Below are 24,994 nucleotides of genomic sequence, written 5' to 3'. Positions count from 1 at the left end.
AGCCTCACCCCTCACTTTACCTTCTTACCCAGCATGGAAGCGGGCAGCGCGTAACGGTAGAACAGTTTCACCGGGCTGGGAATTTGATCCACCAGTTCTTCATCAGCCAGCGAGGAGGCAATGGCACTGACGGCCCGCAGGCCGAAGTCCTTCACGCCGGGGATGGGTCCGCCGCAGCCGCGGCAGGGAATATTGACCTTCGGGCAAAGGGCGCCGCAGTCGCCCTGGGTGACCGCGCCCAGGCAAATGTATCCTTCCTGCAGCAGGCACTTCCCTTCTTCCGGCGCACCATCCACAGTGCGCTTGACGGATGTAATCAACTCCCGTTCCCCGCCCTGTTGCCCGGGATTGCGCGAACAGACGTCGCAAACCGCCTTGCCGCCGGTAATCCAGGAACCGGGCGGCGGCAGCTTCCCTTCCAGGATGGCTACTATGGCCTGGCCGACAAAAGAGTGGTGCGGCGGGCAGCCGCCGATGAAATAATCCACATCCACCACCTGGTGCAGCGGCCTGACCCGCCCGTAAAATTCAGGCAGTGTGAGTTCATATTTGCCGTCCACCAGACATTTCGTCTGTGGCGTCACCCCGTCCGGATTGTCGGTGCTGAAGGTGTCGAAATAGGCGGTTTGAAATATTTCCTCTTTGGTATGCAGGTTGGCCATGCCGGGAATGCCGCCCAGCGCGGCACAGGCGCCGTAGGCCACCAGAACCTTGCATTTCTGGCGCATCACCCTGGTCATGTGCTCCTGCTCGCTGAGCCTGACCATACCGGAAACCAGACCGACATCAACGGACTGATCGGGCATGGCCTCCAGATCCTTGTATTTCACATCGGCCACGGTGGGCGCCCAGAATACCACTTCCAGCTGCGGCAGGACATCGACCAGGGTTTCCGAAAGGTCCACCACGGCCATGTCGCAACCGCCGCAACCGCCGGCCAGCAAATATGCAAGCTTAAGCATTGCCATCCCTCCCAATGGGGTTTGGCCCGATTTCTTTGATCGCCCGGTCGAACTCGGTCATCACTTCCGCAAAACGCCTGCCCTCCGAACCGGAAATCCATTCCAGGCGAACCCGGGCCGCTTCGACGCCCATGCCGGTGAGCACCCGTTTCAAGAGGTTGAACCGCCGCACGGCCTTATGGTTGCCTTCTTTGTAATGGCAGTCGCCCGGATGGCAGCCGCCCACCAGCACACCGTCGGCGCCGTTTTTCAGGGCGGAGACGATATACTCCGGTTCGATCGCGCCGCTGCAGGGCACCCTGATGATATTGATGCTGGGCGGGTACTCATAGCGCAGGCTGCCGGCCAGGTCGGCCCCCTGGTAAGTGCACCAGTTACAGGCAAAGACCACTATATTCGGTGTCCACTCACTCATTTTCATCCCCCCGAATCCTGTTCACAACCCGGCTCACATTAGTCTTGGCCAGACCGGTGATCTGCTGCGGATCGGCGCCCAGGCACAACGCCAGCAACTGCATATAGTGCAGGACGGGAATCTCGTAGTCAATCAACCGGTCTTTCTGTAAAAAGGCCTGGGCGGTATCAAGCTGGATCAGGCATGAACTGCAGCCCGTCACAATCAGATCAGGATCTATTTCTTCCTTGATCGAAGCGAGCTTGGTCAGTACCAGCTTGAACGATCGCTCCATATCCGTGCTGCGCATGCCGCCCATGCCGCAACAATCGGTCAGCCGGCTGTAGTAAGGGGCGGAGGCGCCGAGAGCCGCACACATTTCCCGCAGTACGGCGGGGTGAAATGAATCTTCTTCCGGATCCACATACACTTCGCTGGGCCACAAGGAATGGCAACCGGGCTGGACGGCCACAGTCAACCCGTCGAGCCTGTACCGGAGAGCCGCCCCGATTTTTTCCGGCCCGGCTTCCTTATACAGGAAATTCACCGCCTGTCTGATATTGCTGGTCCCCTTAAACTCCCTGCCTATTTCCTTGAGCATTGCATTCACCCCGGCCTTCAATTCCGGGTCGTGAAGCATCTTGTGCTTGCTCTCGGCCAGACTGCCATAGCAACTGCCGCAGACGGTGACCATGTCCAGACCCTTTTCCTCGGCCAAGGCGAAGTTTCTGGCCCCCAGGGCGCACCAACCCACCAGGTCGATGGAAGGCAGCGTCCCCCAGGTGGGGCAGCAGGATTGACCCTCCAGGTCGTCCAACTCCACCCCCAGGGCCGGCAAGGCGAATCTTACCGCCTGTTCCAGGTCCGGCCGGTTGAACGCCGTATTGCAGCCGACAAAAAATCCTACCTTCATTGGCTACACCTCGCAACTTCCGGCCACTTCAGCCTCACCCATGGGGATAATCCCGAGCTCGGCCAGGGCCGTTTTTCGCATAATAGCCTGCAATTCGCGCAGCGCCTGTGGGTGGGCCAGAGTGGAAGGCGGTTTCTCCGGCAGGCCCACCTTCTTCCTGGATTTTCCCGCTTCTTTCAGATAAACGGCATGGCCGACGTCGAAAAGCGATTTTAGACCGTCGGTGGTCAGGGTGGGCAGGGCAAATTCGCGTACCGCCACCCGGCGCATGGCCAGGATGATTTCAAAAGGCCTGACCTGCCGGGGACAGATCTCGGTACACCGGTTGCAGGACTGGCAGGCCCAGATTGAGGAATCATCCAGCAGGGTTTCCCGCGAACCAATCAAAATGGCCTGAATGACCCGTTTGTTGAAAAATGGAAACCCGGCCAGGGCCATCGGACAGACCGCCGCGCATTTGGCGCACTGGATGCACTCGAGCAACTCTTCGCCGCCCAGTTCCTTTATTTCATCAACCAGATCCAGTTCACCCAGGGAAAGATCAATCACTTGCGGTTCCGCGATTGCGTTAGACAACTTTACCACCCCCGGCACCAATAGTCAATGCGTTGATCTGCGCCTGGATTTGCGCCTCGGTAAAACCGTGCAGGGTGATGGCCAGCGACGGGCAGGCGGCCGCGCACACGCCGCAGCCGGCACACAAGGCCTCGTCAATCCTGGCCCGCAGTTTGCCGTCCACTTCTTCCCGGCTGATCGCCGAGTATGGGCACAGCGGCACACAAATGCCGCAGCCGCTGCATTTTTCCCGGTCCACCGCGGAACTGAACGGCTCCACCACCACTTTGCCCAGGGTCAGCGGCACCGCCGCGGAAGAAGAAGCGGCCCGCGCCTGGGAAACGGATTCGGGAATGTCCTTCGGTCCCTGGGCGCAACCGGCTACATAAATGCCCTTAACAGATGTTTCCACCGGATAGAGCTTGGTGTGCAGCTCTTTCAAGAAGCCTTCCCCGCCGCAGTTGATACCCAATTTGCGGCCCATTTCGGGCAGTCCCGGCGCCGGCTCGATGGCCGTGGCCAAAACCACCAGATCACTTTCCAGTTCCACCGGCGCGCACATATCCACATCATAGGCCCGCACCCGCAGCCTGTCCCCGGCCAGTTCGTCCACCGCCCCGGCCCGGCCGCGGATCACCTTGATGCCCAGGTCGCGGCAGTAATTGTAATACTCCTCGAAGTCCTTGCCGGCCGTACGCACGTCGATATAGAAGAGGTAAACATTGGTGGCCGGGTATTTCTCCTTGATCAAGCGCGCTTCCTTGAGCATATACATGCAGCATACTTTTGAGCAGTAAGAATGATGGCTTTTGTCCCGGCTGCCGACGCAGGAGATAAAAGCGACGGTGGCCGGTTTTTTCCCGTCCGAAGGACGTTTGAATTCCCCTTCGGTGGGACCGGTGGCCGAAAGGATGCGCTCCAGTTGCATGGAGGTAATTACGTTCGGGGACTGTGGCGAATACTCCTTGAAGGGCGCCTTGTCCATGGCTTTGAACCCGGCGGCGGCAATAATGGTGCCCACCTGCAGGGTAACCCGCTCACCGGCGGGGTCATAAGCCACCGAGCGGTCGCAGGCCCCGGTTTTGCACGCCTTCTCACAGGGGGCGAGAATGGGCTCCCCGGTTACGGAGTGAGTTCTCGGCTGCGTGCCGATGGAACGCTTGCCGCAATTGATGCAGTGATCCAGGTCGAGCACGGCTTTTTTGGGCACCGCCTGGGGGAATTGAATGTAAACGGCCTTGCGGTTGTCCATTCCCTCGTTGAATTCATTGGGTGCCTTGGCCGGGCAGGCGTTCACGCAGTCGCCGCAGCCGGTGCACTTGTCCCAGTCGATATAAGTCTGCTTCTTGACCACATCAACCTTGAAATTGCCGATCGAGCCTTCCACGGAAGCCACTTCCGCATATGTCAAAAGCTCGATGTTCGGGTGGGTGCCCACCTGCACCATCACCGGTGTTAAAATACAGGCCGAGCAGTCGTTGGTAGGGAAGGTTTTGTCCAGTTTGGCCATATTGCCGCCCACCGACGGCTCCTTTTCCACCAGGTGGACCTTGTAACCCATATTGGCCAGGTCCAGGGCGGCGAACATGCCCGATACACCGGCGCCGATCACCAGGGCCGATTTGGTCACTTCGACAAACCGGTCCTGCAAGGGCTCCAACAGTCCCGCCTTGGCCACCGCACTGGCGATAAGCCGTTTCGCCTTTTCGGTGGCGCCATCCTTTTCATTCCAATGGGCCCAACTGTCCTGGTCCCGGATATTGGCCATTTCAAAGAGATATTTGTTCAGGCCGCCGTCCTCCACCGCTTTGCGGAAAATGGGTTCGTGTGTGCGCGGTGTGCAGGCCGCCACCACCACCCGGTCCACCAGACCGTCTTTGATATCCTGCCGGATCAGTTCCTGGCCGGGATCCGAGCACATGAACAGGTAGTCTTTGGCCACCGCCACGCCGGGAAGAGTTCCGGCGTATTCCCTGACTGCTTCAATATTTACCGCGCCGGCGATATTTTCGCCGCAATGACAGATATACACACCAATCCTGGGCACTTTATCCCCTCCTGTCCCGGAATATAGTAAGGAGTAAGAGGCTTGGACGCCTGCTTTGTGAGGTTTCGGGCCTATAAAACCACCCCTTTTGTCTTCCCCGGCCAACCCAATGCGCACTTGCATCCTTTCAACTGGCGATGTTGGCTGAAAATTCTGACCCGTCAGCAAACTAATCATATGCAAGTTTTATACCGGACTACATCCCGCCATTTAAGACGCTTATCGATCTGATTTTTAGACATATGGATAAATAAATGCCTGTAATCGCCGGCAATAAAAATAAACCGGACCAATCCAAGACTTGGACTGGTCCAGATATTAGACAGCCGGCCTGCAACAAAACCGCTCACTGGTCCGGAAAATACATGTTCAAAAAATGTCAACACCCCGGACGCTGAACAGTTAATCCGACGGACGGCCACATTTACGTTCCACCGGTAGCGACGCCGCAGGGGGATGGGGGCGGTCCGCCCTGAAACCGTTAATGCACATTATATTCCTTCAACTTCAAGTAAAAAGTCGCCCGGGGCATGCCCAGCAGGGATGCGGCGTCGGCCTTGTTGTACTTGGTCTTTTCCAGCGCTTCCAGGATCATTTCCCGCTCCAGCTGGCGCACCGCCTCCTTGAGCGGCCGCAGCGGCGCCAGGCGTCTTTTGCCGTTGCCCTGGCGCAGGAACTCGGGCAGGTGGTGCGTGCGAATTACGCTTTCCTCGCAAATATACAGGGATTGTTCGACCACATTGCGCAGTTCCCGCACGTTGCCCGGCCAATCGTAGTACATAAGCAAATCCCTGGCCTGTTCGGAAAAAATTTTCGGCTGGATTTTCTTTTCCTGGGCCAGGCGGGCGATAAAATGTTCGATCAACAGCGGAATATCCTCCTTGCGCCGGCGCAAGGCCGGCACGGTGACACCAATCACGTTCAACCGGTAATACAGGTCGCCCCGGAATTTGCCTTCGTCCACCAGTTCTTTGAGTTCCCGGTTGGTGGCCGCCATGATCCGCGCCGCCAGCTTGACCGTCCTGGTGCCGCCGACCCGCTCAAATTCCCTTTCCTGCAACACCCGGAGCAGTTTGCTTTGCATGGCCGGGCTGAGATCACCGATTTCATCCAGCAACAGCGTACCGCCCCGGGCCAGCTCAAACTTGCCCGGTTTGCCGCCCTTGCGCGCGCCGGTGAAGGCGCCTTCCTCATAGCCGAAAAGTTCCGATTCCAGCAGGTGCTCCGGCAGGGCGGCGCAATTGATGGCCACAAAAGGCTTTTCCGAACGGGGACCGAGGTGATGCACGGCGCGGGCAAAAACCTCCTTGCCCACCCCGCTCTCGCCCAAAATGAGCAAGGTGGCGTCATTGCGGCTCGTTTTCACGGCCAGCTGGCGCAGGGCGTGCATGGACGGACTGTTGCCCACCAGCAGGTCTTTAAGACCGTTCAATTGCAGTTTATAATGACAAAACTCCAGTTCTCCCCGGGATTGCTCCAGCAGGTAGGGCAGGCACATGTCCACCTCGGCCAGTCCCTGATACACCGCCACCGCCTTTTCCCGGCAGGAGTTGTAACCGCAGGCGCCGCAGTTCAGCTCATCCTCCGGTTTGGTCTTGTTGGTATACTTGAGGATTTGCAGGATCTCCCGTTCGCTGGGCACGGGCAGGATCTGTTCCTTGTTTGTATACGTCCGCTCCAGGTCCAGCGCCGGCAAGCGACCGAGACGGTCACGCTCCTTCTGACGGGCATACTGGTGGACCAAATACTTGCGGGTGAACAAATCCAGCTCGCTGTCCATTTCCGGTCCGTTGATGCAACCGCCGTCGCAAAACAGGATGTCCACCACCCGCGGGTGCATGCGTCCTTCCTGCAAACCCTTTAAAAACTGCATGCAGTCTTCCTTCCCCTCCACCAGGGCGACGTCTTCTTCCGACAGCCAGTTCCCGGCCGGATCCAAATTTTTGATCAATCCCCGGGGGAGCGGAAATAAAGAAGGGACGGATTCTTCCCGGTGCGGCGGTACGGAAAGCACACCTGCTTCCTCCGCGTACGGCCAGAGGCCCCGCTGCCGGAAAACTTCTTTCAATTCTTTAAAGGTGATCACAGCATCAAGAATAGCTTCCGGTTGCTGTTCCAACACTTCTTCCTTTTTGGCGATGCACGGTCCGATAAAAACCAGACGGCTTTTGCGGTGCCGCCGCCGCACCAGTTTGGCCGTGGCCATCAATGCCGAATCCACCGGCACCAGGTATTTCAACAGGGCGGGAAAGTGCTTTTCGATCAGGTTGACCACCGCCGGGCAATGGCTGGCAATAGCCGTACCCGGCCCGTTTTCAATAAATTCCCGGTACAAAGGCATGGTCAGTTCCACACCGATAGTCAATTCATAGATCATCGTAAAACCGGTTTGTTTTAAAAGTTCGTAAAATTCCGCCGGGGTGGCGGGATAAAAAGCGGCCGGAAAAGACGGCGCCAGCAGGGCGATGGTTTCACCCCGCTGTAAACATTCTTCCACCTGAGGCAGAAAGGTGTACACCTGCTTGGCATTTTGCGAGCACGCTTTGATACAGCTGCCGCAACTGATGCAACGCTCGGGCACCACCCGGGACTGGCCGATCTCGACTTTGATCGCCTTCACCGGACATTGGCGCACACAGGAATAGCAGGCCTTGCACCTGTCCTCAATGGTTGAAACCACCGGCATCCGGACAACCCTTCCTTCGGGGTACGTTTATAGTTAATTATACAACTTTTCAGCCGGTTGATAAGAGTATGCTGGTCAGTGGTCTTTTTTTCACTTTAAGCGGTGAAAAATTTTCTTGCTAAACAACCCGGCCGGACAATATCGCTTCCGTCGCTACAGCCGGAACGTGCCCGGCTTACACCGGTTCAACCCGGCACAGCATGGCCTTGAAGACGGGGAAACCGGAAACGGGATCACGGTAATCCGGATCGGTAAGGTAATTAACATTGGCTTCCCGCCAGCCCGCCGCCTGACCCGGGCCGCCGCCGCCCATATTGGCTTCCACCGTACCGGGGGGCACATTTTCTGTCACCTGCGCCATAAAGGTCACCCGGCCGCGGGGAGTAATCACCTGTACCTTTTGGCCGTCTGCAATCCCCCGGGCAGCCGCATCATCCGGATTGATCAACACCCGGGCACGGGGCTGCAGCCGGACCAGGCCGGGAATGTTCAGATGCTGGGAGCGGAAGGTGGAATGAATACGCGTGCCGGTATTCAGCACCAATGGATATTGGGCCAGCAATGCCGGTTTTGACAGCGGACTCTCCGCCGGTTCGGTGTATACGGGCAGGGCATCGTAACCGTACCTGGCCAACAGGGAGGAGGCAATCTCCACTTTCCCGGAAGGGGTGTTGAACCCGGGCCGGCCGTCCGGGCGCAACTTGCCCGCGGCGTATTTGCGGTACTGCTGCGGCGGCTCGGGCAGGGGCAGGCCCTGTGGATTTTGTTTCAATTCTTCAAGCAGCGCCGGTTCTTTGGCAAAAGCCCATTGCCATAATTCCTCCGGTGTTTGCGGAAACAAATGGCCATACCCCAATTGTTTGGCCAGCGCGGCAAAGATGAAGAAATCATTTCTGGACTCGCCAACCGGTTCCACCACCGGCGTGCGCAACTGGATGTAACCACGGTAGCGCTGCAGCGAATAGTTTTCGTAATAGGTGGTGGCCGGCAGCACATAGTGGGCGTAGGCGGCGTCGGCAGTCATGAAACGGTCGATGACCACCAGCAGTTCCAATTTGGCAAAAACCCGGCGCCACAGATCCGGCTGCGGATAGCCGGTGATAATGGAAGCACCGTCCAGAATCAACGCCCTGACCGGATAAGGATCGTCCTTCAGCACCGCCCGGGGCATTTCCATAAAATGCGCCGAACGGGTGAGCCGGTGAAACAGGGGATGGCGATCCGCCCCGACAGGCGGCACCCCCTCCGGGGGACGAAGATCCGGAATACGGCCGGTACGCCGCGGCACCGGGTTGAAGAGCATCCCCCCGGGCACGTCCAGATTGCCGGTAATTGCCCAGAGGATAAATACGGCGCGGATGTTCTGTACACCGCTGGATGAGTACTCCAGCCCGGTAAACATGTGCAGGGACGCCGGCCCGCCGGTGGCCAACTCCCGTGCCAGCGCAACCATGGTTTGGCCCGGCACGCCGGTGATGCGCGCCACCTCGTCCGGGGTAAAGCGACGCACATATTCCGCCAGTTCCGGAAAACCCTGCGTCCAATTTTCTACAAACTCCCGGTCATAGAGCCCCTCCCGGATGATCACATTGATCAGGCCCAGGGCCAGCGCGCCGTCCGTACCCGGCCGCACGGGCACCCACTGGTCCGCTTCCCGGGCCATTTCACTGCGCATCTGGTCAATGACGATCACCCCGGCCCCCCTTCTTTTGGCCCGCCGGATCCGGGGCAGCATCTCCGGTGGTGAATCAGTGGCCGGATTGGCTCCCCAGACCACGATCAGCCGGCTGTTTTCCACATCCGGCTCAATCAGGCGCATGGCCGTGCCGAAGGTGGGCACGGAGGCCAGCAGCCCGTACGATACGGCGCATACCGAACCAGCCCCGGCGGCGTTGGGCGATCCAAGGGGAAAGAAAATGCCGTTGCTCACCGTATCCGTGCGGGCGGCAAAAAATTCCCCCAGACACTGCTCAAAACCGCCCCGGCCGGTATAGCACATCAACGCCTGCGGCCCCCAGCGGTCTTTGATCTCCAGCAGGCGGCCGGCGATTTCCGCCAGGGCGGTGTCCCATCCGGCCGGAACAAAGTTGAAATTCCCCCGCTCCCCCTGCCGGCGCAGGGGGTGTTGCAGACGGTCCGGGGAGTGGACGATCTCCGGGGCGTGTTTACCACGCACACAAAGCATGCCCCGGGGATGACCGGGCAGCGGTTTGACAGCCGCCAGACGGCCGCCTTTCACCCCGGCCAGCACACCGCACGCACCGGGACAAATGCCGCAGATGGTGGGCCGCCACTCAATATTTCCGTTATCCGGCACAGCCGGCACCTCCTTGCTTCTACCTGTCAACAAAGATTTTCCGGGTAGAATACATTCTTGTTTCCTGGATCAATCCTAACATATGAAGACCGGAGAAAAAAGCTTGTTTTTATACGTAATGAAAAAAATATTCCCGGAACGCCCCGGCATGTTTTTTAAGCCTGCGCGGCAGGTGAAATTTTTGTGATGGTGAATAATAAAGCGGAGAACATTCCGAGCCGGAACACCTAACGGGTCACAGGCCCCACGGTGACCGCGCCGGGGTCGCGCGCCGGATTACGCGTTGACCCAAAGGGTGCGTTGGAAAACCGACGCGCCTCCCGATTTGGAAAGGAAGGATGAAAATGAAAAAAGTACCGGTCGCAGATGCCGTCGGCCACGTCCTCTGCCACGACATCACCAAAATCATCCCGGGCGAGTTCAAGGGCGCGGCCTTCAAAAAAGGGCACATTATCCGGACGGAGGACATCCCCGAACTGCTCAAACTGGGCAAGGAACATCTTTACGTCTGGGAGGCCGGGCCGGGACAGTTGCACGAAAATGAAGCCGCCGTGCGTATGGCCCGGGCGGCTGCCGGCAGTAACATCCAGTTGTCTGAACCGTCCGAGGGTAAAGTGAATTTGCTGGCCGGCCGGGACGGACTGCTGAAGGTTGATACAACTGCTCTTCTACGCATGAACTCGATTGAAGAAATCATGATGGCCACCCTGCACAACAACCGGGTGGTGAGCGATAAATGCCTGGTTGCTGGAACACGGATCATCCCCCTGGTGGTGGATGAAGAGAAGATTGTCCGGGTGGAAGCCATCTGCCGGGAAGCAGGAGGCATTATTTCCATCCGGCCGTTCAAGAGCATGGCGGTGGGCGTAGTGGTCAGCGGCAGCGAGGTTTACAAGGGCCGCATCCAGGACGCTTTCGGCCCGGTGGTGCGGCGCAAGGTAGAGGCTTTCGGCTGCCGGGTCGTCCACCAGGTGGTGGTCCCCGATGATCAATCCTGCATAACCGCCGCTGTGAATGAAGTAATCCATCAGGGAGCTGAAATGGTCTTGATCACCGGCGGCATGTCCGTGGATCCGGACGACCTGACCCCGGCGGCGGTAAAAAGCCTGGGCGCGTCAATCGTTACCTACGGAGCGCCGGTTTTGCCGGGAGCCATGTTTTTGTTGGCCTACCTGGGTGAAATACCCGTCATGGGCCTGCCGGGGTGCGTTATGTACGCCAAAACCACCGTTTTCGACCTGGTGCTCCCCCGGGTGCTGACCGGAGAAAAACTGACCAGGGAGGACATCGTGGCCCTGGGGCACGGCGGGCTGTGCCTGGGCTGCCCGGAATGCCGTTTCCCCCACTGCCCGCTGGGCAAAGGCGCCTGACATGCAAAAACGCCCGTAATCTCCACGTCCGTAAGCAACAAGACCGAAAGTACTTTCACCGGCGACAGCTTGCTGTTTTTGCCGGGGCGCCGGTGCTTTGTGACGCTGGTGCTTTGTGACGCCGCTGCCGGCTTTACGGTTATCTTGCCGTTCGGTACGGCGGATCCGGCGCGGCGGACCCGGCATGCCGGGGACCGCTGTGCAATGTACGTGAAAATTTTGCATGGGGGATTATAAAACAATGCGTCAGATGATTCCGCTGGAAGAAGCCAGACAAATAATGCTCGACGCCGTGCGGCCGCTGGAAACAATCAAAGTGGACCTGCCGGACGCCTTCGGCATGGCCCTGGCCGAAGATGTCACCGCCCCCCACCCCCTGCCGCCGTTCGACCGCTCCCCGCTGGACGGATACGCCCTGCGGGCCGCCGATACTGTTGCTGCCGGCCGGGAACACCCGGCGGCCCTCACCGTAACGGAAACAATCTACGCCGGCCATACGGCCAAAGGAACGGTGGAACCGGGTACGGCCATGGGCATCATGACCGGCGCGCCGCTGCCGCCCGGGGCGGACTGCGTGATCCGCTTCGAGGACACCCGGCGGGAGGGAAACCAGGTTTACATTTTTTCGCCCTTGCAACCGGAACAAGGAGTGATTCACGCCGGTGAAGACGTGGCTGCCGGCGAAACAGTGCTCACAGCCGGGGTCACAGTGGACGCCGGCGTCACAGGTCTTTTAGCCGCCCTGGGCCAAACACGGGCGGCCGTAAGACGCCAACCCCGGGTGGCCCTGTTTTCCACCGGCGACGAGTTGCTGGAGCCGTATAGCCCCCTTGTGCCGGGCAGGATATACAACAGCAACCTGCCGGCGCTGGCCGCCCAGGTACGGGAGGCCGGCGGCATTCCCCTGCCGGGGGGCAACCGGCCGGATCAAACAGCGCTGATTACGGCCACCATTGAACAGGCCTTAAAAGTATCGGATCTGATCGTCTCCACGGGCGGAGTGTCGGTAGGCGAACGGGATGTGGTCAAGGAAGCCATGGAAGCGGCCGGGGTGGAACCGCTCTTCTGGCGGGCCGGCTTCAAACCCGGCACACCGGTGGTTTGCGGCCGCAAGGACGGCCGCCTGGTGGTGGGGTTGTCGGGCAACCCGGCGGCAGCCATGATCACTTTCATCCTGCTGGTGCGTCCGGTACTGCGCCGCCTGGGGGGACACCGGGAGATCGACCTGCCCCGGGTGCAGGCGCGCATGGCGGTGGGTTTTCCCAAAGGCGGCCGCCAGCGGCGTTTCGTCCGGGCGGTAGTCCGGTGGCGGGACGGAGGATACCTGGCCCGCCCGGCCGGCCTGCAGAGCCCGGGCGCCATGCGCTCGCTGGTGGAGGGAAACGCCCTCCTTGACGTGCCGGCCGGCCACGGCCCGCTAAAGGAAGGAGAAATGGTGGAGGCAATTTTAATCAAGTAGGCGGTGACCAAATCACCGATGCGCACTGGGAACCGGTGCGCATATTTTTTGTACGGGCGGCTGGCCGGCATACCGGCTGGTGCCTTGCGAATTTGCCGTTTGCACCGCCGGCCGGATAACGCCGCCATCCCAATATCTCCGGCTTAAAAACATCGTGCTCTGTGTAAATATTGTTTTAAGTTCAGTGGCACAGGGCGGAAATTTCAGCCAGGAGCTGCTCGTTGGAAAAGCCCGCCAGATCAATCGCACCGCTTCGGCAGGTGGCGCTGCAGGCGCCGCAGCCCTGGCACAAACCGCTGTTGACAACAGCCACGGTGCGTTCCGGCGCTCCGCCCCGGGCGGGAATACTTTTGGGTTCAACCGCCCGGTAGGGGCACACCAGACGGCAGGCCAGGCAACCGGTGCACAACCGTTCGTTGATCCGCGCAACCACCGGCTCGGTGATGATTTCACCGCGGGCAAACAAGGCGCATACTTTTACCGCCGCCGCCCCGGCATGTGCCACCGTATCTGGAATATCCCGGGGACCCTGGCAGGAGCCGGCCAGAAAAATACCGGCGGTGCTGCTTTCCACCGGACGCAGTTTGGGGTGGATCTCCTGGAAAAAGCCGTCTTTTCCAGTGCTTACTCCGGCCAGACGGGCCAATTCCGCCCCTCCCGCCCCCGGCACCATGGCCGTGGCCAGCACCACCAGGCCGGCCTCTATTTCCACCGGCCGCCCGAGCAGGGTATCGGCCCCGCGCACCATCAGCTTGTCGCCGGTGGGGTAAATTTTGGACACCCGGCCACGGATATAACAGGCCCCCCTGGCGACCGCATCCTGGTAAAACTCTTCGTAAGCCTTGCCCGCGCAACGTACGTCGATGTAAAAAACATGAACTTTCGCCCCGGGTATTTTCTCCAGCACCTGCCGGGCCTGTTTGGCCGTATACAGACAGCAGACACGCGAGCAATACTCCTTGCCCTTGGCCTCGTCCCGCGACCCCACACACTGGATGAAAACGACATTTTCAGGTACCCCGCCGTCGGAAGGACGCCTGATCTTTCCTCCCGTGGGGCCGTTGGCGTTGTTCATCCGCTCGAACTGCAGCCCGGTAATGACATTGGGATAACGGCCGTAGCCATATTCGCCGTATGCCCTGGTCCAATCGAACAGATCATAGCCGGTGGCCAGAACGACTGCTCCCACTTCCTCCTCGAACAAAACATCCTCCTGAGCGTAGTCAACCGCTCCGGACGGGCAAACCTGTTGACAGACACCGCATTTGCCCCGGGTGAACCGGCGGCAGTGGGCGCGATCGATAACCGGCTTGTTGGGCACCGCCTGGGGGAAAGAAACGTAAATGGCCTTGCGCGTGCCCAACCCCTGATCGTATTCACTGTTCACCGTGCACGGACATTTTTCCTGACAGATGCCGCAACCGGTGCATTTGTCATAGTCCACCGAACGCGCCTTTTGCCTGACCGTGATCTTGAAATTGCCCACATAACCGTTGATTGCAGTCACCTCGGCATGGGTGAGCAGCTTGATAGCGGGGTGCCTGGCCACGGCGGCCATCCTGGGTGTAATAATACAGGCCGCACAGTCCAGGGTGGGGAAAGTCTTGTCCAGCATGGCCATTTTACCGCCAATCGACGGTTCCTTTTCCACCAGGACCACCTGATACCCCGCCTCAGCAATGTCCAGGGCGGCCTGCATGCCGGCCACCCCGCCGCCGACGACCAGCGCCCGCCGTGTCACCGGTATGGCGGCGGAATGAAGCGGCTCCAATTTGCCTGCTTTGGCCACCGCCCGGCGTACCAGGTCAATGGCTTTGGCGGTGGCCTTTGCCGGTTCCTGCTGGTGTACCCAGGCACAATGCTCGCGGATATTGGCCATTTCCAAAAGGTAGGGGTTCAGACCAGACGCGGCCAGGACCTGGCGGAACGTGTTTTCATGCAGGCGGGGCGAACAGGAAGCAACCACAACCCGGTCCAGCCGGTGCTCTGCGATCGCCCGCCGGATTTTCTCCTGCCCGGGTTCGGAACACATGTATTTATAATCGGAGCAACAGGCCACGCCGGGCAACGCGGATACGGCCTCCACCACCCGGGGGACATCCACCACACCGCCGATGTTGGAACCGCACCAGCAGATAAACACACCGATACGCATCTTGTCACTTCCTTAGCTGACCAGTTGTAAAACCGGTTTTGTGTTCACAAAATGATCGAATAGCCCCAGCCTGCCCGGTTCCAATCCCAGGGCCACCCCCAACAGCTGGGTGAAATAGAACACAGGCAACTGGTAACCGGTACCCAGAACGCGGTTGACCTTTTTCTGCCGGTAGTCAAGGTTGAAGTGGCAAAGGGGACAGGCGCAGACAATACAGTCGGCACCGGAAAGGCTGGCCGCTTCCAGAATGCCGGCCACCAAGGGCAGGGCCAGTTGATCGTTGTTCATGGCCAGCGATGTGCCGCAGCATTCGGTTTTGTGCGACCATGCCAACACTTCGGCCCCGGCGACAGCCATAATTTTTTCCATCATTTGCGGGTTTTCCGGATCATCCACCTGCACCGCCCGTGGCCGGACCAGCAGGCAGCCGTAGTAGGCGGCGACTTTCAAATTACGCAGCGGTTTGACCACCCGGGCGGCAATGTGCTCCCCGCCCAGTGAGGCAACCACTTCCAGAATCGATCGGACCCGCATATTTCCGTGGAAAGTATGACCGGTGATCCGGTTCACCTGCTTCCGCAGCTGACCGTCCGCCAGCAAATCATGACGGGCCAGAGCCAGCCGCTGGTAACAGGAGGCGCAGGGGGCGGTCAAGTCCAGCCCCATCTTTTCCGCCAGGGCAAGGTTGCGGGCGGCCAGGGCGGTAGCCAAAAGACGGCTGGTACTGTGCCCGGCGGACGAACCGCAGCAGTTCCAGTCCTTTATTTCAATAAACTCCAGACCAAGTTTCCCGCCTGCCAGGCGGGCGGATAAATCATATTCCCGGCCGCTGGTTTCCCAGCTGCAACCGGGATAATAGGCTAATTGCATTTTCCGGCCCCGCTTTCCACGGCGGCTACCCGTTCAAAAATACGGGCCACTTCCGCCTGTCCCCGCGTCCGGGTGACGGAAAATTTCAATTTACCCCGCTGCAGCATGGCCAGGCCGGCGTCCGCCTCCCGGAAAGGACGGCCGCTTTTCAAGTTGAACGAAAGCATGGTGGCCAGTTCGAACAACCGGCCGTACTTTTTGATTGACTGCAGGAAATTTTTATTGAACAAAAAAACGTTGTGACCACGGCCGGTGGCCGCCACTCCTTCCCGACGGGCCATGCCGCGCAGGCTGTCCATTACCGCCGCCAGGTCGATATTGCGCGGGCAGCGCGCCGTACAGACGGCGCAGGAGGCACACAGCCAGATGCTGCGGCATGACAGCACCTGCTCTTTCATACCCAGCTGGATCAGCCGGATCACCTGGTTGGGCATTAAATCAAAAGCGTAAGATACCGGGCAGCCGGCGGTGCATTTGCCGCACTGGTAGCATTTTTCCACCTGCTGCCCGCTTTCGTTGTTCACCAGGGCAATTAAACATTCCCGGTTTGATGGTGCAGACAGATTCATCTAAAGCACACCTCGCTTTTCAACTATACCGCTATCACGTCTGACTCCAAATCCCGGAGGCAAAGCCGGACCCCTCCCGCCGGGCGGCCAAATCAACCGGCGCCGGACGGACGAAACGGGCAATCAATACACTCAACTCAAAAACCAGGTAGGTGGGCAAACCGAGCATCAGCTGCGTGAATACATCGGGACTTGGCGTCAGCGCCGCGGAGGCCACGGCAATGATCAGCACAGCATATTTCCGGCGCCGGGCCAAATATGAATGGGTGATCAGCCCCGCCCGGGCCAGGAAAAGCACCACCACCGGCGTCTCGAAGATCAGCCCAAAAGGCAGCAAAAACTTGATAACAAAGGAAATATAGTTGCCCAGGGAGATCATCGGCGCAATAGACGGGCCGCCCATGGCCAGCAGCACTTTCACGCCTGCGGGAAGCACTGCAAAAAATCCAAAGCATACGCCCAGTAGAAAAAAAAGCACCGACAGGGGTACCAGCAGCAGCAACAAGCGCCTTTCATTCCGTTTCAACGCCGGCAACAGAAACTTCCACGCCTGCCAGAAAATTACCGGCAGGGCCAGCAGCACACCGCTGAAAAACGACAGGCGCAGGCGGGTTAAAAATGCTTCCGTAACACCGATGAAAACCAGCTGGTAATGCCACTGTGTCACCGGCCGCAGGAAAATAGCCAGCAGGTAGTCATAATAGAAATAGGCAACCAGGGAACAGGCAGCCACGGCGACCAGCGAAACCAGCAGCACGCGCCGCAGGACTTCGAGATGTTTGAGCAACGGGATTGGCTTGTCTTCCAATATTTTCGCCTCCCTTGAAAGATAGGGGGCGGTGGTTCGAACAACCACCGCCGGGTAATGGTTATATACACCGGCGCCCGGAAAAACGGGCGCCGGACAGGGAGGAGGAGACTACCTGTTTTCGGGTGGCTCCAAAGCCTCTTCCATGTTTTCCTTGATTTCCGCAGACGCCCTTTTGAATTCACGGATGCTCCTGCCGACTGCGCGTCCCACTTCCGGCAGCTTACCCGGGCCGAAAAGGACCAGCGCCAGGAACAGGATTAAAAGCAGTTCGGGGACACCGATACCCGGCAACATAAATTTCACGCCTCCTTTTCCACCGCATGGAACAGGCGCCGGCGCAGGTATGGAATTTCAAGTCCCGCGCCGTCCGTGCGCATAATTACCAGCCGCCGTCCGCCCCCGCCGCCTGCTGACGACTAAGCCGGCCGGCGGTCAATTGTGCTTTTCTTGTCCGTTACTTCTACCAGTTGCGCGCCGGCCGGTTCCGGCCCCTCCTTCTCCGCCCCGTCCAGAGCGCCGGAGGTGGCCCGCCGGAATTCACGCACCATTTTCCCCATTGCCTTGCCTGCTTCGGGAAGCTTGCCCGGTCCGAAAACAATCAACACAACCACCAGGATCAAAATCAAATGAGCGGGCTGCATAATACCATCGAACATTTTTTCACCCCCCTTACATCCCCTGGTTGATCCCCATCGGTACCACTGTGCCATAGAATACCGCCCGGCCGAGGATTTCGCCCAGCACCACCAGCGCCAGCAGGAGCAGGATGCCGCGCAGATCCCGGCGTTCCCGGATCAGCAGGAGCACCCCCGGCAGCAGCCAGCCCAGAACGGCGCGCAGCCAGAAAAGGGGCGAAACCAGAATGTTCCCCAGCGTGGCCGCTGCTTCCGGCCGGCCGGCGGCCAGAGTGGACAAATAAAGAATGTTCAGCACTACGGAAGCAGCTATTCCCCCCAGCAGCAACCGGCCAGCGGATCCGGAAACAGCCGCCGGAAGATTGCCTTCCCCTTCCCGGGCTGCCGCCAGCGGGAGAGCAACCGGCTGCCGGAAACCGTTCCCGGGTGAAATCTCCCGGGCCGTCACCAGCACGCCCAGCGGAACACCCGCCAGCCAGGCCGTGAGGTAGAAGGAAACCATCGGCCAAAGGCTGTTCCAGGCCGGCCGGGCGGGCAGTTTATAGATCATCCCGGAAGTCATTATGGCGATTACTCCCAGCAGGGCGGTCAAAGGCATGGCAAAGACACGGCGCCGGAAGCCTGCCCAAAAGTTGCAGGCAGCCAGGGCGGCAAAGAAGAAACCGGTGAGCAGCACTTCCCGGCTGAGCCAGGAAGTCTTCAGATGAATCAGCGCCCGGTAGGCGTTCAACGGATGTCCCAGATGCAAAAGGGATACGCCCAGGGCCAGGGCCTGCACAATCACCAGAATAATCAATCCGCCGTTGAAGGCGGACGGCCCGCCGGCCGCCTGCCCGGATCCCCCGGCCGCGCCGGCGGTGTAAGCAGTCAGGCCGCCCTGCGACCACCAGTAGAAAATAAAAGCGCCTACCGCCATCTGGGTTAATACGGTGAAAAACACCAGCGGCCATTCGAATTCCACATTAATTCCCCCTTACCTGGGTGCCTATAACCGGCGGGACGAAGCGTACCGACGGGCCGGTGATGGATGGATCGGGGAAACCGGGCATACGGTCCACCGTATCCGGAACAGCGGCCTTATCCAGGCGGATCAGTTGCAGTGCTCCCACCGAGCAGGCGTCGACACAGGCCGGTTTTTTTCCCTGATCAATGCGCAGGTAACACAGGCTGCATTTTTCCACCTTCCGGTAATGCGGGTTGTACTGCGGTGCCCGGTAGGGACAGGCCATCACACAACTGCGGCAGCCGATGCAGCGATCGTGATTGTGCACCACAATGCCGTCCTCACGCTTGGTATAGGCCTGCACCGGGCACACCCGCAGGCATTCCGGCCGGGCGCAGTGATTGCAGGCAATGGACATAAAAATCCTCTCCGGACGGGGATAATTTTTTTCCCCCACGGGGTAGACCCGCCGCCAGTGGACGACGGCATCGGTTTGAAATTCATTTTTGCAGGCCATTTCGCAACTCTGGCAGCCGATGCACTTTTCAGTATTGATTAAAAATCCCAACTGCATTTTTGCACCCCCCTATGCCCGGGTAATATCGATAAAATTATCATGAAAGGCAATGCCCGGGTTGCCGGTGGCCTTGGTACCCATATCCGCCGGCGTGGCCTTGACGGTATAATTGACATTGTAATCCACGTCCCGGTACCAGGCCTCGTAGGCGGCCATAATTCCCGGCGGTACGGTGGCGGTCACCCGCGCTTTGATGATCAGCCAGCCCAAGTCATTGAACACTTTGACCATGTCCCCGTCCCGGATTCCTTTTGCGGCGGCCAAATCGGGGTGGATCTCCAGCCAGGGTTCGGGATTGGTACTCATCATCCAGTCCAGGTTCTGAAACTGCGAATGGAGCCCCAGCTTCCAGTGCGGCGTGAGCAACCGGTAAGGGTATTTTTCCGGCGCCTTTTCCTCGTCCAGGTACACGGGCAGCGGATTATGGCCGAACTTTTGCGCCTCCTGCGAATAAAGTTCATATTTCCCGGAGGGGGTGCGGAACTTGCCGTCCGACCAGGAAGCCGCGGGCAGACGCGCCTTGCGCGGCCCCTTCAGCAACTCGCGCCAGTCCTGAATACCCAGCATCTGGTAGGTTTTAGCGTTGAATTCCTTGCCCAGCCAGTCCTGCATATCCCCGTCCACCGGGTAGGTGCAGGAACCGGGCGCCAGTTGATTCAAGCGGCGGGACAGGGCCATGGCGATCTGGACGTCGCTTTTGGCCTCAAAAAGCGGCTTGATGGCCTGCTGGTTGATCCCCACCCAGTAGTGCCAGTAACTGGCATTCACCCCCCAGTCCTCAAATTGCGTGGTAGCTGGCAGGACAATATCCGAAAGCTGCGCCGAGCGGTTCATGAACTGGTCCACGGTAACGACCAGTTCCATGGAGCGGAAGGCCTTTTCCACCACTCCGGCTTCGGGATCCTGAGAGAGGGGGTTGCGGCAGGCGATCCAGAGCATCTTGACCGGCGGATCCTTGGCCGCCAGCACATCATGGCCAAAATTGTTGATATCGATGAACCGGTCCGAAACAGTGCCGTCGGGCTTACTCACTCCCTTTGAACCGGCCGGCGCCTTAAAGCCCATGGCGTGGTAATTGAACCCCCAGGTCTCCAGCTGGCCGTAATTGGCACCGCCGCCGGTCTTGCCGATGTTGCCGGTGATTGCCGCCAGGGCATCAATCGCCCGTACGTTCTGACCGCCGTTGGTGTGCCGCTGCATTCCGTAACCAATCCAGATCAGGGCCGGTTTGGCGGTGGCGTATTCACGGGCCAGGGTTTCGATCACTTCCTGCGGCACGCCGGTTTTATAAGAGGCCCAGCCTGTCGTAACCCGGTCGCGCAGGTAGGCGGCAAACTGCTCCCAGCCAATGACATGGTTTTGCAGGTAATCACGGTCATAAAGATTGTGATCCAGAATATAGCGGGCCATGCCCAGTGCCAGTGCGCCATCGGTGCTCGGATTGATCTGCACATACAGATCAGCCTTGGAAGCGGTTTGTGAAATCACCGGATCGATTACCACCAGCTTGGCGCCCCGTTTCCTGGCCTCGTAAACAAAGTGCATGCTGTGAATGGATGTCCAGGCCGGGTTGACTCCCCACAGGATCAAATAGCGCGCATTGACCATTGCTTCCGGGTCCGAGCTGTAGAGCGTACCCATGTCGAAAGTCTGGGCGTCGATGCCGGCCGGCCAGCAGGGTGTGCCCAGAGCACGGGTGGTATAGCCGATGCTGGACATCATTCCCTCAATGCCGTAGTGCATGATTTCAAAGTTGCCGGAATACTTGTCCAGGCAAATGGGCAGCGTGGAACCGTAGCGCTTCTTCAGTTCGAGAATTTTCCGGGCAATCACGTCCATGGCTTCGTCCCAGTTGATCCGCTGCCATTTGCCGCTGCCCCGGCCTCCCGTCTGCCGCATCGGATATTTGATCCGGTCCGGGCTGTAAACCCGCCGGGTATAGGTGTATCCTTTGGCGCAGAGGTGTCCGCGGGTAAAGGTTTGCTCCGGGTTGCCGGTCACTTTTTTCAACACACCGTCCTGCACATAGGAAAGAATGCTGCAGGTGTCGTAACAGTTGCGCGGGCAGACATTTAGAAAAACCTGGTATTTGTTGTCGTTGTTATTGCTGCCGGCCCGGGCCGCCGGAGTCAAATGCCACAGGAAATCAAAGTTGAGCAGTCCTTCCACCGCCGCGGCGGCCCCGGCCACCGCCGTCCCCTTAAGAAAGGTGCGGCGGGTGATCAGTTTTTCCCAAATGGCGCCGCTGCCGGCAACGCTCTTCTTATCCATTTGTATAACCCTCCCTTCTCAATCAAGCTTTATTTTCAAGCAACCCGCCGGCTTCACGGCGGATTACCGCCGGCAGGAGTACACCAATGCCCGTGAGCAGTCTGGTTCGGGCATGCTGGATGATGTCTCCGGCAAAAAAATCGATCCAGGGCAGCATATGCCGGCGCAGAAAACGGCGGTAGGCCTGCCGGTACGTCCCGGCCTTCCCGTCCCCCCGCTCCAGGGAGCGGCCGGTCAGGGCCAGCAAATACACTAAAAACTCCAGTTCCACCGGTAAAAAATCATCCGGCACGCTTCCTTCCTCCCGGGCGGCCAGGCCGTACCGCCGGTAAAATTGTCTTACCGCCAGCGTTTCCTCCTGCATCAGCAGGCGTTCCGTACTACGGTAAGCCGACGCATAAGGAGGGGCCGGCAGGCGTCCGGGGCCGATAAAAAGCCGGGTAAAATCATACTCCTCTTCTTTACCGGAAGAACCGTCGAGCAGCGTCAAGCCGCGGGCAATGGACGGGTCATGCCGCCATCCGGGCACACCGGCCAGTGAACGGCGCAAAAGGGAAATTCCTTCCGGGTTGAAAAGAACTCCTTCAAAGAAGCACTTTAACGCCAGTAAAGCCGTTGCTTTCCACTGCAACCCCTCCGCCGGACCAGCACACTCTGGGTTTGTCACCCCCTTCCCCTCCTTTCCCGGGCCGCCCCAGCGGCTGTCCCTGGTATTCCGGATTCACCGGGCCGCTTTTCACCGCCGGCGGCTGTCCGCCGGAAACGCAGCCCGCCAGCGGCAGCAGCCAGAGGGCCAGCAGAAAAACCAGCAGCCAGACCGTCTTTTTTTGCACATCCCCCACCTCCAATCGGCAAGCTGACCAAATTAATATTGAATTCTTTAAACCGCCTCTTTCCCCTTTGCTCCGGCGGACAAATGCAAAGCCCCTTCTTTTGTAGCTGCGTACAAAGAAGGGGCCGCCCCGGGTACCGGCCGGGATTAACAGGGTTTCCCCCGGGCGGGATTCTCCGGCACAGAGCCGCCCGCCCGGCACCGCGGGTATAAAGCAAGCATCGTATTAATTTTATGTCCCGGTCCGGGAACGGTCAACGGTTCTTTTCCCGGTGCTCGAGCAGGGCGCCCGCCTTCAAGGCGGCAAACAGGTTCAGGCAGGTTTCCAAATCGTCCAGACTAGCTCCGAGCAGCTCCTCCACCTTTTTCAACCGGTAGCGCAGTGTATTGGGATGCAGGAACATTTGCCCGGCCGCTTCCTTCAGCCTTCCCCCGCTGTTGAAAAAACTGTGCAGTGTAGAAACAAGTTCCGTGCCGTTCGCCTGATCATACTTGAACAGGGGCTCCAGCATCTCCCGCTGGAACTCTTCCAAACGGTCCGCCTGCAGATCGTGAATCAGCCTGATCACCCCCAACTGCGCAAATGTAAAAACATCCCGGGCCGGATTGCGCACCGGCCCCAGTTCCACCGCCAGCTTGGCCTCCTGATAACTGCGGAACAGATCGGACGGGGAGGGATAGACATTTCCAATGCCGGCTATGAAACGGCGCCCGGGAAAATACCCGGCCAGGCGCGCCAGAACATGCCGCGCAAACGTCTCCGGGGTACTGCCCGCCCGGTCCGCTCCCGGCTCATCCAGCGGACGGATATATACAATCTGATTCCCGCGCTGCAGCAGTATGGGCCGGGGTGCAGCGGCCAGAAAGGAAACGCGGGCACAGGCGTTTTGCATCAACTGCTGATCAGCCAGCGGGGCGAAATCTTTCAAGACAAACAGCGTCAAGGCATGCGGCCGGCTGAAATCCCAGCCCCAAATCCGCCCCTGTTCTATCAAGGCTTCCCGGGACTCAAGGTTATTGTAAAGCAGGTCGAAAAGAAACTGGCTGCGCGCCCCCCGGGCCGCTTCCTCCCCGGACCGGTTGCCGGCCAGCACCAGACCGACCAGGGCGGCTGCGGCCAGGAAACGCTCCTTTTCAACACCGGCGGGCACACCGGAATCAAAACGGAGCAAAAAACCTTCCGTCCGCCCCTTCACCACCGCCCGGGCCAGACAATACGGGCTGTCCGTGGAAGCAAGGCGCATGGAGCCGGCCAGCACATCCGCCGCCGGCAGGGACGCGGCGCCGGCGGGCAGGGGGAGCAACCGCCCGGTATTGACCGCGGCCACCGGGTAAGAGGCCACCACCACAAAACCGGCATCGGCAATAATGATCCGGCCGCCCAAAAGAGCGGCGATATCCGCCACTAGTTGACCGGGATCACCGGCGGCGCCGGCCCGGATAAAAAGTTCCTCCCAGCTTCCGATAGAGATCAACCCCTCTTTGTAAAATTAAACAAAAATAAGCTATGCTCTTTGTATTATTATACAAAGAGCATAGCCATGATCAAATACATTCTGGTATAATTTTTGTTTTTAATTGTCCAACACCTCCAGATCGACAAAGGCCTCAAAAAAGGCCGCGCCGGGAACGCCCATGGCATGCCGTCCCATATCCGTCTCCACCGGGTCGATCAGCACGTTGATGGCAAAGTCATCCCTGGCCACCGGTCTTTGATAAAAAAGAACCACGCCCTCCGGCACCAGGAGGGAGATTTCCACCGGCAGTACCACTTCCCCCTGTCCGTTGAACACCCGGACCGTGCTTCCCCGTACCACCCCCCGCTCCCGGGCCAGTTGCGGATTGATGTAAAAGGCTGGTTCCGGATGCAGTTCCTTCAGCCAGCCCCGGGGAGGAAACTGGGAATTCAATCCGTGCTGAAAATGCGGCGTAAGCAGGCGCAACGGATAACCGGCCGGCGCTCCGGACGGGGGAATATAGACAGGTAACGGCGGCAGTCCGTCCGCCAGCGCCGCCGGGGAAAACAGCTCAATCCTGCCGGAAGCGGTTTCAAACTCCCCGTCATGCCAGGGAACGGGAAGAGAGGCCTTGCGTGGCCCTGCCCGCAGCTCGCGCCAGTCATTGATTCCGAGCAGGCGCCCCATCACCGCATTCATCTCCCGGTCCAGCCACCAGGCCGGATCATCAACCGGAGGGAAGCGGCAGGACCCCGGACTGAACCGGTTCAACACCCCGGCCAGGGCGGCGGCGATGGACAGATCGCTTCCGGCCTCCCCGGGCGGGGCGATGGCCTGCTCATTCAAAGAAACCCAATAGTGCCAATAGCTCATTACTAAATCGCATTCCTCAAAAAAGGTGGTCACCGGCAATACCAGATCAGCCGCCCGGGCGGTGGCGGTGAGAAACAGATCGGCTACCACCACCAGATCCAGCTTTTCCATGGCCTCTCTGGCCAGAGAGGGACGGGCGTCCTGAACCAGGGGGTTGCGGCACGACAGCCAGAGCATCCTCACCGGCGGATCCTTGGCGGACATGATTCCAGACCAGAAATCATTGATTGAAATCAAACGGTCGCCCCGGCGGTTCCCGTCCCCGGACGGAGCGGCGGGGTACGGTCCGGTACCCGCC

22 protein-coding genes and 1 riboswitch are annotated in these 24,994 nt (G+C 59.3%); of the genes, 2 read left to right on the top strand and 20 right to left on the bottom strand.

Annotated features, from left to right (window positions below; all coding sequences use genetic code 11):
* Positions 1-11: 11 nt before the first annotated feature.
* The 7 genes from A6M21_RS06765 to A6M21_RS06735 all read right to left on the bottom strand — a co-directional run bounded on the left by A6M21_RS06765 (position 12) and on the right by A6M21_RS06735 (position 9,874).
* Positions 12-962: an NADH-quinone oxidoreductase subunit B family protein gene (locus A6M21_RS06765; RefSeq protein WP_201721845.1), complete on the bottom strand. Its 951-nt coding sequence runs from the start codon at positions 960-962 to the stop codon at positions 12-14.
* Positions 955-1,377, bottom strand: coding sequence for a hydrogenase iron-sulfur subunit (locus A6M21_RS06760; RefSeq protein ID WP_066667288.1), 423 nt, complete (start codon positions 1,375-1,377; stop codon positions 955-957). Before A6M21_RS06760 ends, A6M21_RS06765 begins: the two co-directional genes overlap by 8 nt.
* On the bottom strand, positions 1,370-2,269 hold the full coding sequence (locus A6M21_RS06755) for a CoB--CoM heterodisulfide reductase iron-sulfur subunit B family protein (protein WP_066667263.1): 900 nt from the start codon (positions 2,267-2,269) through the stop codon (positions 1,370-1,372). Before A6M21_RS06755 ends, A6M21_RS06760 begins: the two co-directional genes overlap by 8 nt.
* A 3-nt stretch (positions 2,270-2,272) precedes the next feature.
* Entirely contained in the window at positions 2,273-2,854 is a 582-nt protein-coding gene (locus A6M21_RS06750) for a 4Fe-4S dicluster domain-containing protein (protein WP_427854609.1), read from the bottom strand.
* Entirely contained in the window at positions 2,838-4,871 is a 2,034-nt protein-coding gene (locus tag A6M21_RS06745) for a CoB--CoM heterodisulfide reductase iron-sulfur subunit A family protein (protein WP_066667261.1), read from the bottom strand. Before A6M21_RS06745 ends, A6M21_RS06750 begins: the two co-directional genes overlap by 17 nt.
* Before the next feature lie 481 nt (positions 4,872-5,352).
* The gene (locus A6M21_RS06740) at positions 5,353-7,557 is read right to left on the bottom strand and encodes a sigma 54-interacting transcriptional regulator (protein ID WP_066667259.1); all 2,205 of its coding nucleotides are present in this window, start codon (positions 7,555-7,557) and stop codon (positions 5,353-5,355) included.
* A 175-nt stretch (positions 7,558-7,732) separates the two neighbouring features.
* Positions 7,733-9,874 (bottom strand): molybdopterin-containing oxidoreductase family protein, encoded by a 2,142-nt coding sequence (locus tag A6M21_RS06735; RefSeq protein WP_242868789.1) that lies wholly within the window; start codon positions 9,872-9,874, stop codon positions 7,733-7,735.
* 199 nt (positions 9,875-10,073) lie between these two features.
* Positions 10,074-10,226, top strand: a riboswitch (molybdenum cofactor riboswitch).
* Here A6M21_RS06735 and A6M21_RS06730 point away from each other — a divergent pair.
* Both A6M21_RS06730 and A6M21_RS06725 read left to right on the top strand, forming a co-directional pair.
* The gene (locus tag A6M21_RS06730) at positions 10,219-11,244 is read left to right on the top strand and encodes a molybdopterin-binding protein (RefSeq protein WP_066667283.1); all 1,026 of its coding nucleotides are present in this window, start codon (positions 10,219-10,221) and stop codon (positions 11,242-11,244) included. Its footprint overlaps the riboswitch before it by 8 nt.
* Positions 11,245-11,485: 241 nt before the next feature.
* A complete protein-coding gene (locus A6M21_RS06725) occupies positions 11,486-12,703 on the top strand; it encodes a molybdopterin molybdotransferase MoeA (protein WP_066667257.1) in 1,218 nt (405 codons plus the stop codon).
* 181 nt (positions 12,704-12,884) lie between these two features.
* Here the strand turns inward: A6M21_RS06725 and A6M21_RS06720 are convergent, their stop codons facing one another.
* The 13 genes from A6M21_RS06720 to A6M21_RS06660 all read right to left on the bottom strand — a co-directional run.
* Positions 12,885-14,858 carry a CoB--CoM heterodisulfide reductase iron-sulfur subunit A family protein gene (locus tag A6M21_RS06720; RefSeq protein WP_066667255.1) on the bottom strand — a complete coding sequence of 658 codons (1,974 nt, stop codon included), beginning with the start codon at positions 14,856-14,858 and terminating at the stop codon, positions 12,885-12,887.
* Between the two features lie 12 nt (positions 14,859-14,870).
* Positions 14,871-15,728 carry a CoB--CoM heterodisulfide reductase iron-sulfur subunit B family protein gene (locus tag A6M21_RS06715; RefSeq protein WP_066667253.1) on the bottom strand — a complete coding sequence of 286 codons (858 nt, stop codon included), beginning with the start codon at positions 15,726-15,728 and terminating at the stop codon, positions 14,871-14,873.
* Positions 15,719-16,297, bottom strand: a complete 579-nt coding sequence (locus A6M21_RS06710; RefSeq protein ID WP_066667251.1) for a 4Fe-4S dicluster domain-containing protein — start codon at positions 16,295-16,297, stop codon at positions 15,719-15,721. The genes A6M21_RS06715 and A6M21_RS06710 overlap by 10 nt, the downstream gene beginning before the upstream one ends.
* Before the next feature lie 34 nt (positions 16,298-16,331).
* The gene (gene tatC / locus A6M21_RS06705) at positions 16,332-17,105 is read right to left on the bottom strand and encodes a twin-arginine translocase subunit TatC (RefSeq protein WP_066667249.1); all 774 of its coding nucleotides are present in this window, start codon (positions 17,103-17,105) and stop codon (positions 16,332-16,334) included.
* 111 nt (positions 17,106-17,216) lie between these two features.
* Positions 17,217-17,402 carry a twin-arginine translocase TatA/TatE family subunit gene (tatA, locus tag A6M21_RS06700; protein ID WP_066667247.1) on the bottom strand — a complete coding sequence of 62 codons (186 nt, stop codon included), beginning with the start codon at positions 17,400-17,402 and terminating at the stop codon, positions 17,217-17,219.
* Between the two features lie 122 nt (positions 17,403-17,524).
* The gene (gene tatA / locus A6M21_RS06695; RefSeq protein WP_078060454.1) at positions 17,525-17,764 is read right to left on the bottom strand and encodes a twin-arginine translocase TatA/TatE family subunit; all 240 of its coding nucleotides are present in this window, start codon (positions 17,762-17,764) and stop codon (positions 17,525-17,527) included.
* A 13-nt stretch (positions 17,765-17,777) separates the two neighbouring features.
* Positions 17,778-18,704: a dimethyl sulfoxide reductase anchor subunit family protein gene (locus A6M21_RS06690; protein WP_078060453.1), complete on the bottom strand. Its 927-nt coding sequence runs from the start codon at positions 18,702-18,704 to the stop codon at positions 17,778-17,780.
* Between the two features lies 1 nt (position 18,705).
* Positions 18,706-19,260, bottom strand: coding sequence for a 4Fe-4S dicluster domain-containing protein (locus A6M21_RS06685; RefSeq protein WP_066667243.1), 555 nt, complete (start codon positions 19,258-19,260; stop codon positions 18,706-18,708).
* A 12-nt stretch (positions 19,261-19,272) separates the two neighbouring features.
* Entirely contained in the window at positions 19,273-21,534 is a 2,262-nt protein-coding gene (locus A6M21_RS06680) for a molybdopterin-dependent oxidoreductase (RefSeq protein ID WP_066667241.1), read from the bottom strand.
* Between the two features lie 22 nt (positions 21,535-21,556).
* Entirely contained in the window at positions 21,557-22,165 is a 609-nt protein-coding gene (locus A6M21_RS06675; RefSeq protein ID WP_161486020.1) for a TorD/DmsD family molecular chaperone, read from the bottom strand.
* The gene (locus A6M21_RS18690; RefSeq protein WP_066667237.1) at positions 22,119-22,367 is read right to left on the bottom strand and encodes a hypothetical protein; all 249 of its coding nucleotides are present in this window, start codon (positions 22,365-22,367) and stop codon (positions 22,119-22,121) included. Before A6M21_RS18690 ends, A6M21_RS06675 begins: the two co-directional genes overlap by 47 nt.
* A 253-nt stretch (positions 22,368-22,620) precedes the next feature.
* Positions 22,621-23,841, bottom strand: coding sequence for a PucR family transcriptional regulator (locus tag A6M21_RS06665; RefSeq protein WP_066667235.1), 1,221 nt, complete (start codon positions 23,839-23,841; stop codon positions 22,621-22,623).
* A 99-nt stretch (positions 23,842-23,940) separates the two neighbouring features.
* Positions 23,941-24,994 (bottom strand): molybdopterin-dependent oxidoreductase (locus A6M21_RS06660; RefSeq protein WP_151191826.1); only part of this gene is annotated, 1,054 nt, incomplete at its 5' end.

It is taken from the genome of Desulfotomaculum copahuensis, assembly GCF_001655685.1.
In the GTDB taxonomy this organism is placed as follows: Bacteria; Bacillota; Desulfotomaculia; order Desulfotomaculales; family Desulfovirgulaceae; genus Desulfotomaculum_G; species Desulfotomaculum_G copahuensis.
The sequence above is the reverse complement of the archived record's forward strand: the minus strand, read 5'-3'. Positions and strand labels throughout refer to the sequence as shown.

Coding starts and splice junctions, on each gene's coding strand:
- A6M21_RS06765 (WP_201721845.1), bottom strand. CDS start 962: ATGCTTAAGCTTGCATATTTGCTGGCCGGCGGTTGCGGCGGTTGCGAC.
- A6M21_RS06760 (WP_066667288.1), bottom strand. CDS start 1,377: ATGAGTGAGTGGACACCGAATATAGTGGTCTTTGCCTGTAACTGGTGC.
- A6M21_RS06755 (WP_066667263.1), bottom strand. CDS start 2,269: ATGAAGGTAGGATTTTTTGTCGGCTGCAATACGGCGTTCAACCGGCCG.
- A6M21_RS06740 (WP_066667259.1), bottom strand. CDS start 7,557: ATGCCGGTGGTTTCAACCATTGAGGACAGGTGCAAGGCCTGCTATTCC.
- A6M21_RS06730 (WP_066667283.1), top strand. CDS start 10,219: ATGAAAAAAGTACCGGTCGCAGATGCCGTCGGCCACGTCCTCTGCCAC.
- A6M21_RS06725 (WP_066667257.1), top strand. CDS start 11,486: ATGCGTCAGATGATTCCGCTGGAAGAAGCCAGACAAATAATGCTCGAC.
- A6M21_RS06720 (WP_066667255.1), bottom strand. CDS start 14,858: ATGCGTATCGGTGTGTTTATCTGCTGGTGCGGTTCCAACATCGGCGGT.
- A6M21_RS06715 (WP_066667253.1), bottom strand. CDS start 15,728: ATGCAATTAGCCTATTATCCCGGTTGCAGCTGGGAAACCAGCGGCCGG.
- A6M21_RS06710 (WP_066667251.1), bottom strand. CDS start 16,297: ATGAATCTGTCTGCACCATCAAACCGGGAATGTTTAATTGCCCTGGTG.
- tatA (WP_066667247.1), bottom strand. CDS start 17,402: ATGTTGCCGGGTATCGGTGTCCCCGAACTGCTTTTAATCCTGTTCCTG.
- tatA (WP_078060454.1), bottom strand. CDS start 17,764: ATGTTCGATGGTATTATGCAGCCCGCTCATTTGATTTTGATCCTGGTG.
- A6M21_RS06685 (WP_066667243.1), bottom strand. CDS start 19,260: ATGCAGTTGGGATTTTTAATCAATACTGAAAAGTGCATCGGCTGCCAG.
- A6M21_RS06680 (WP_066667241.1), bottom strand. CDS start 21,534: ATGGATAAGAAGAGCGTTGCCGGCAGCGGCGCCATTTGGGAAAAACTG.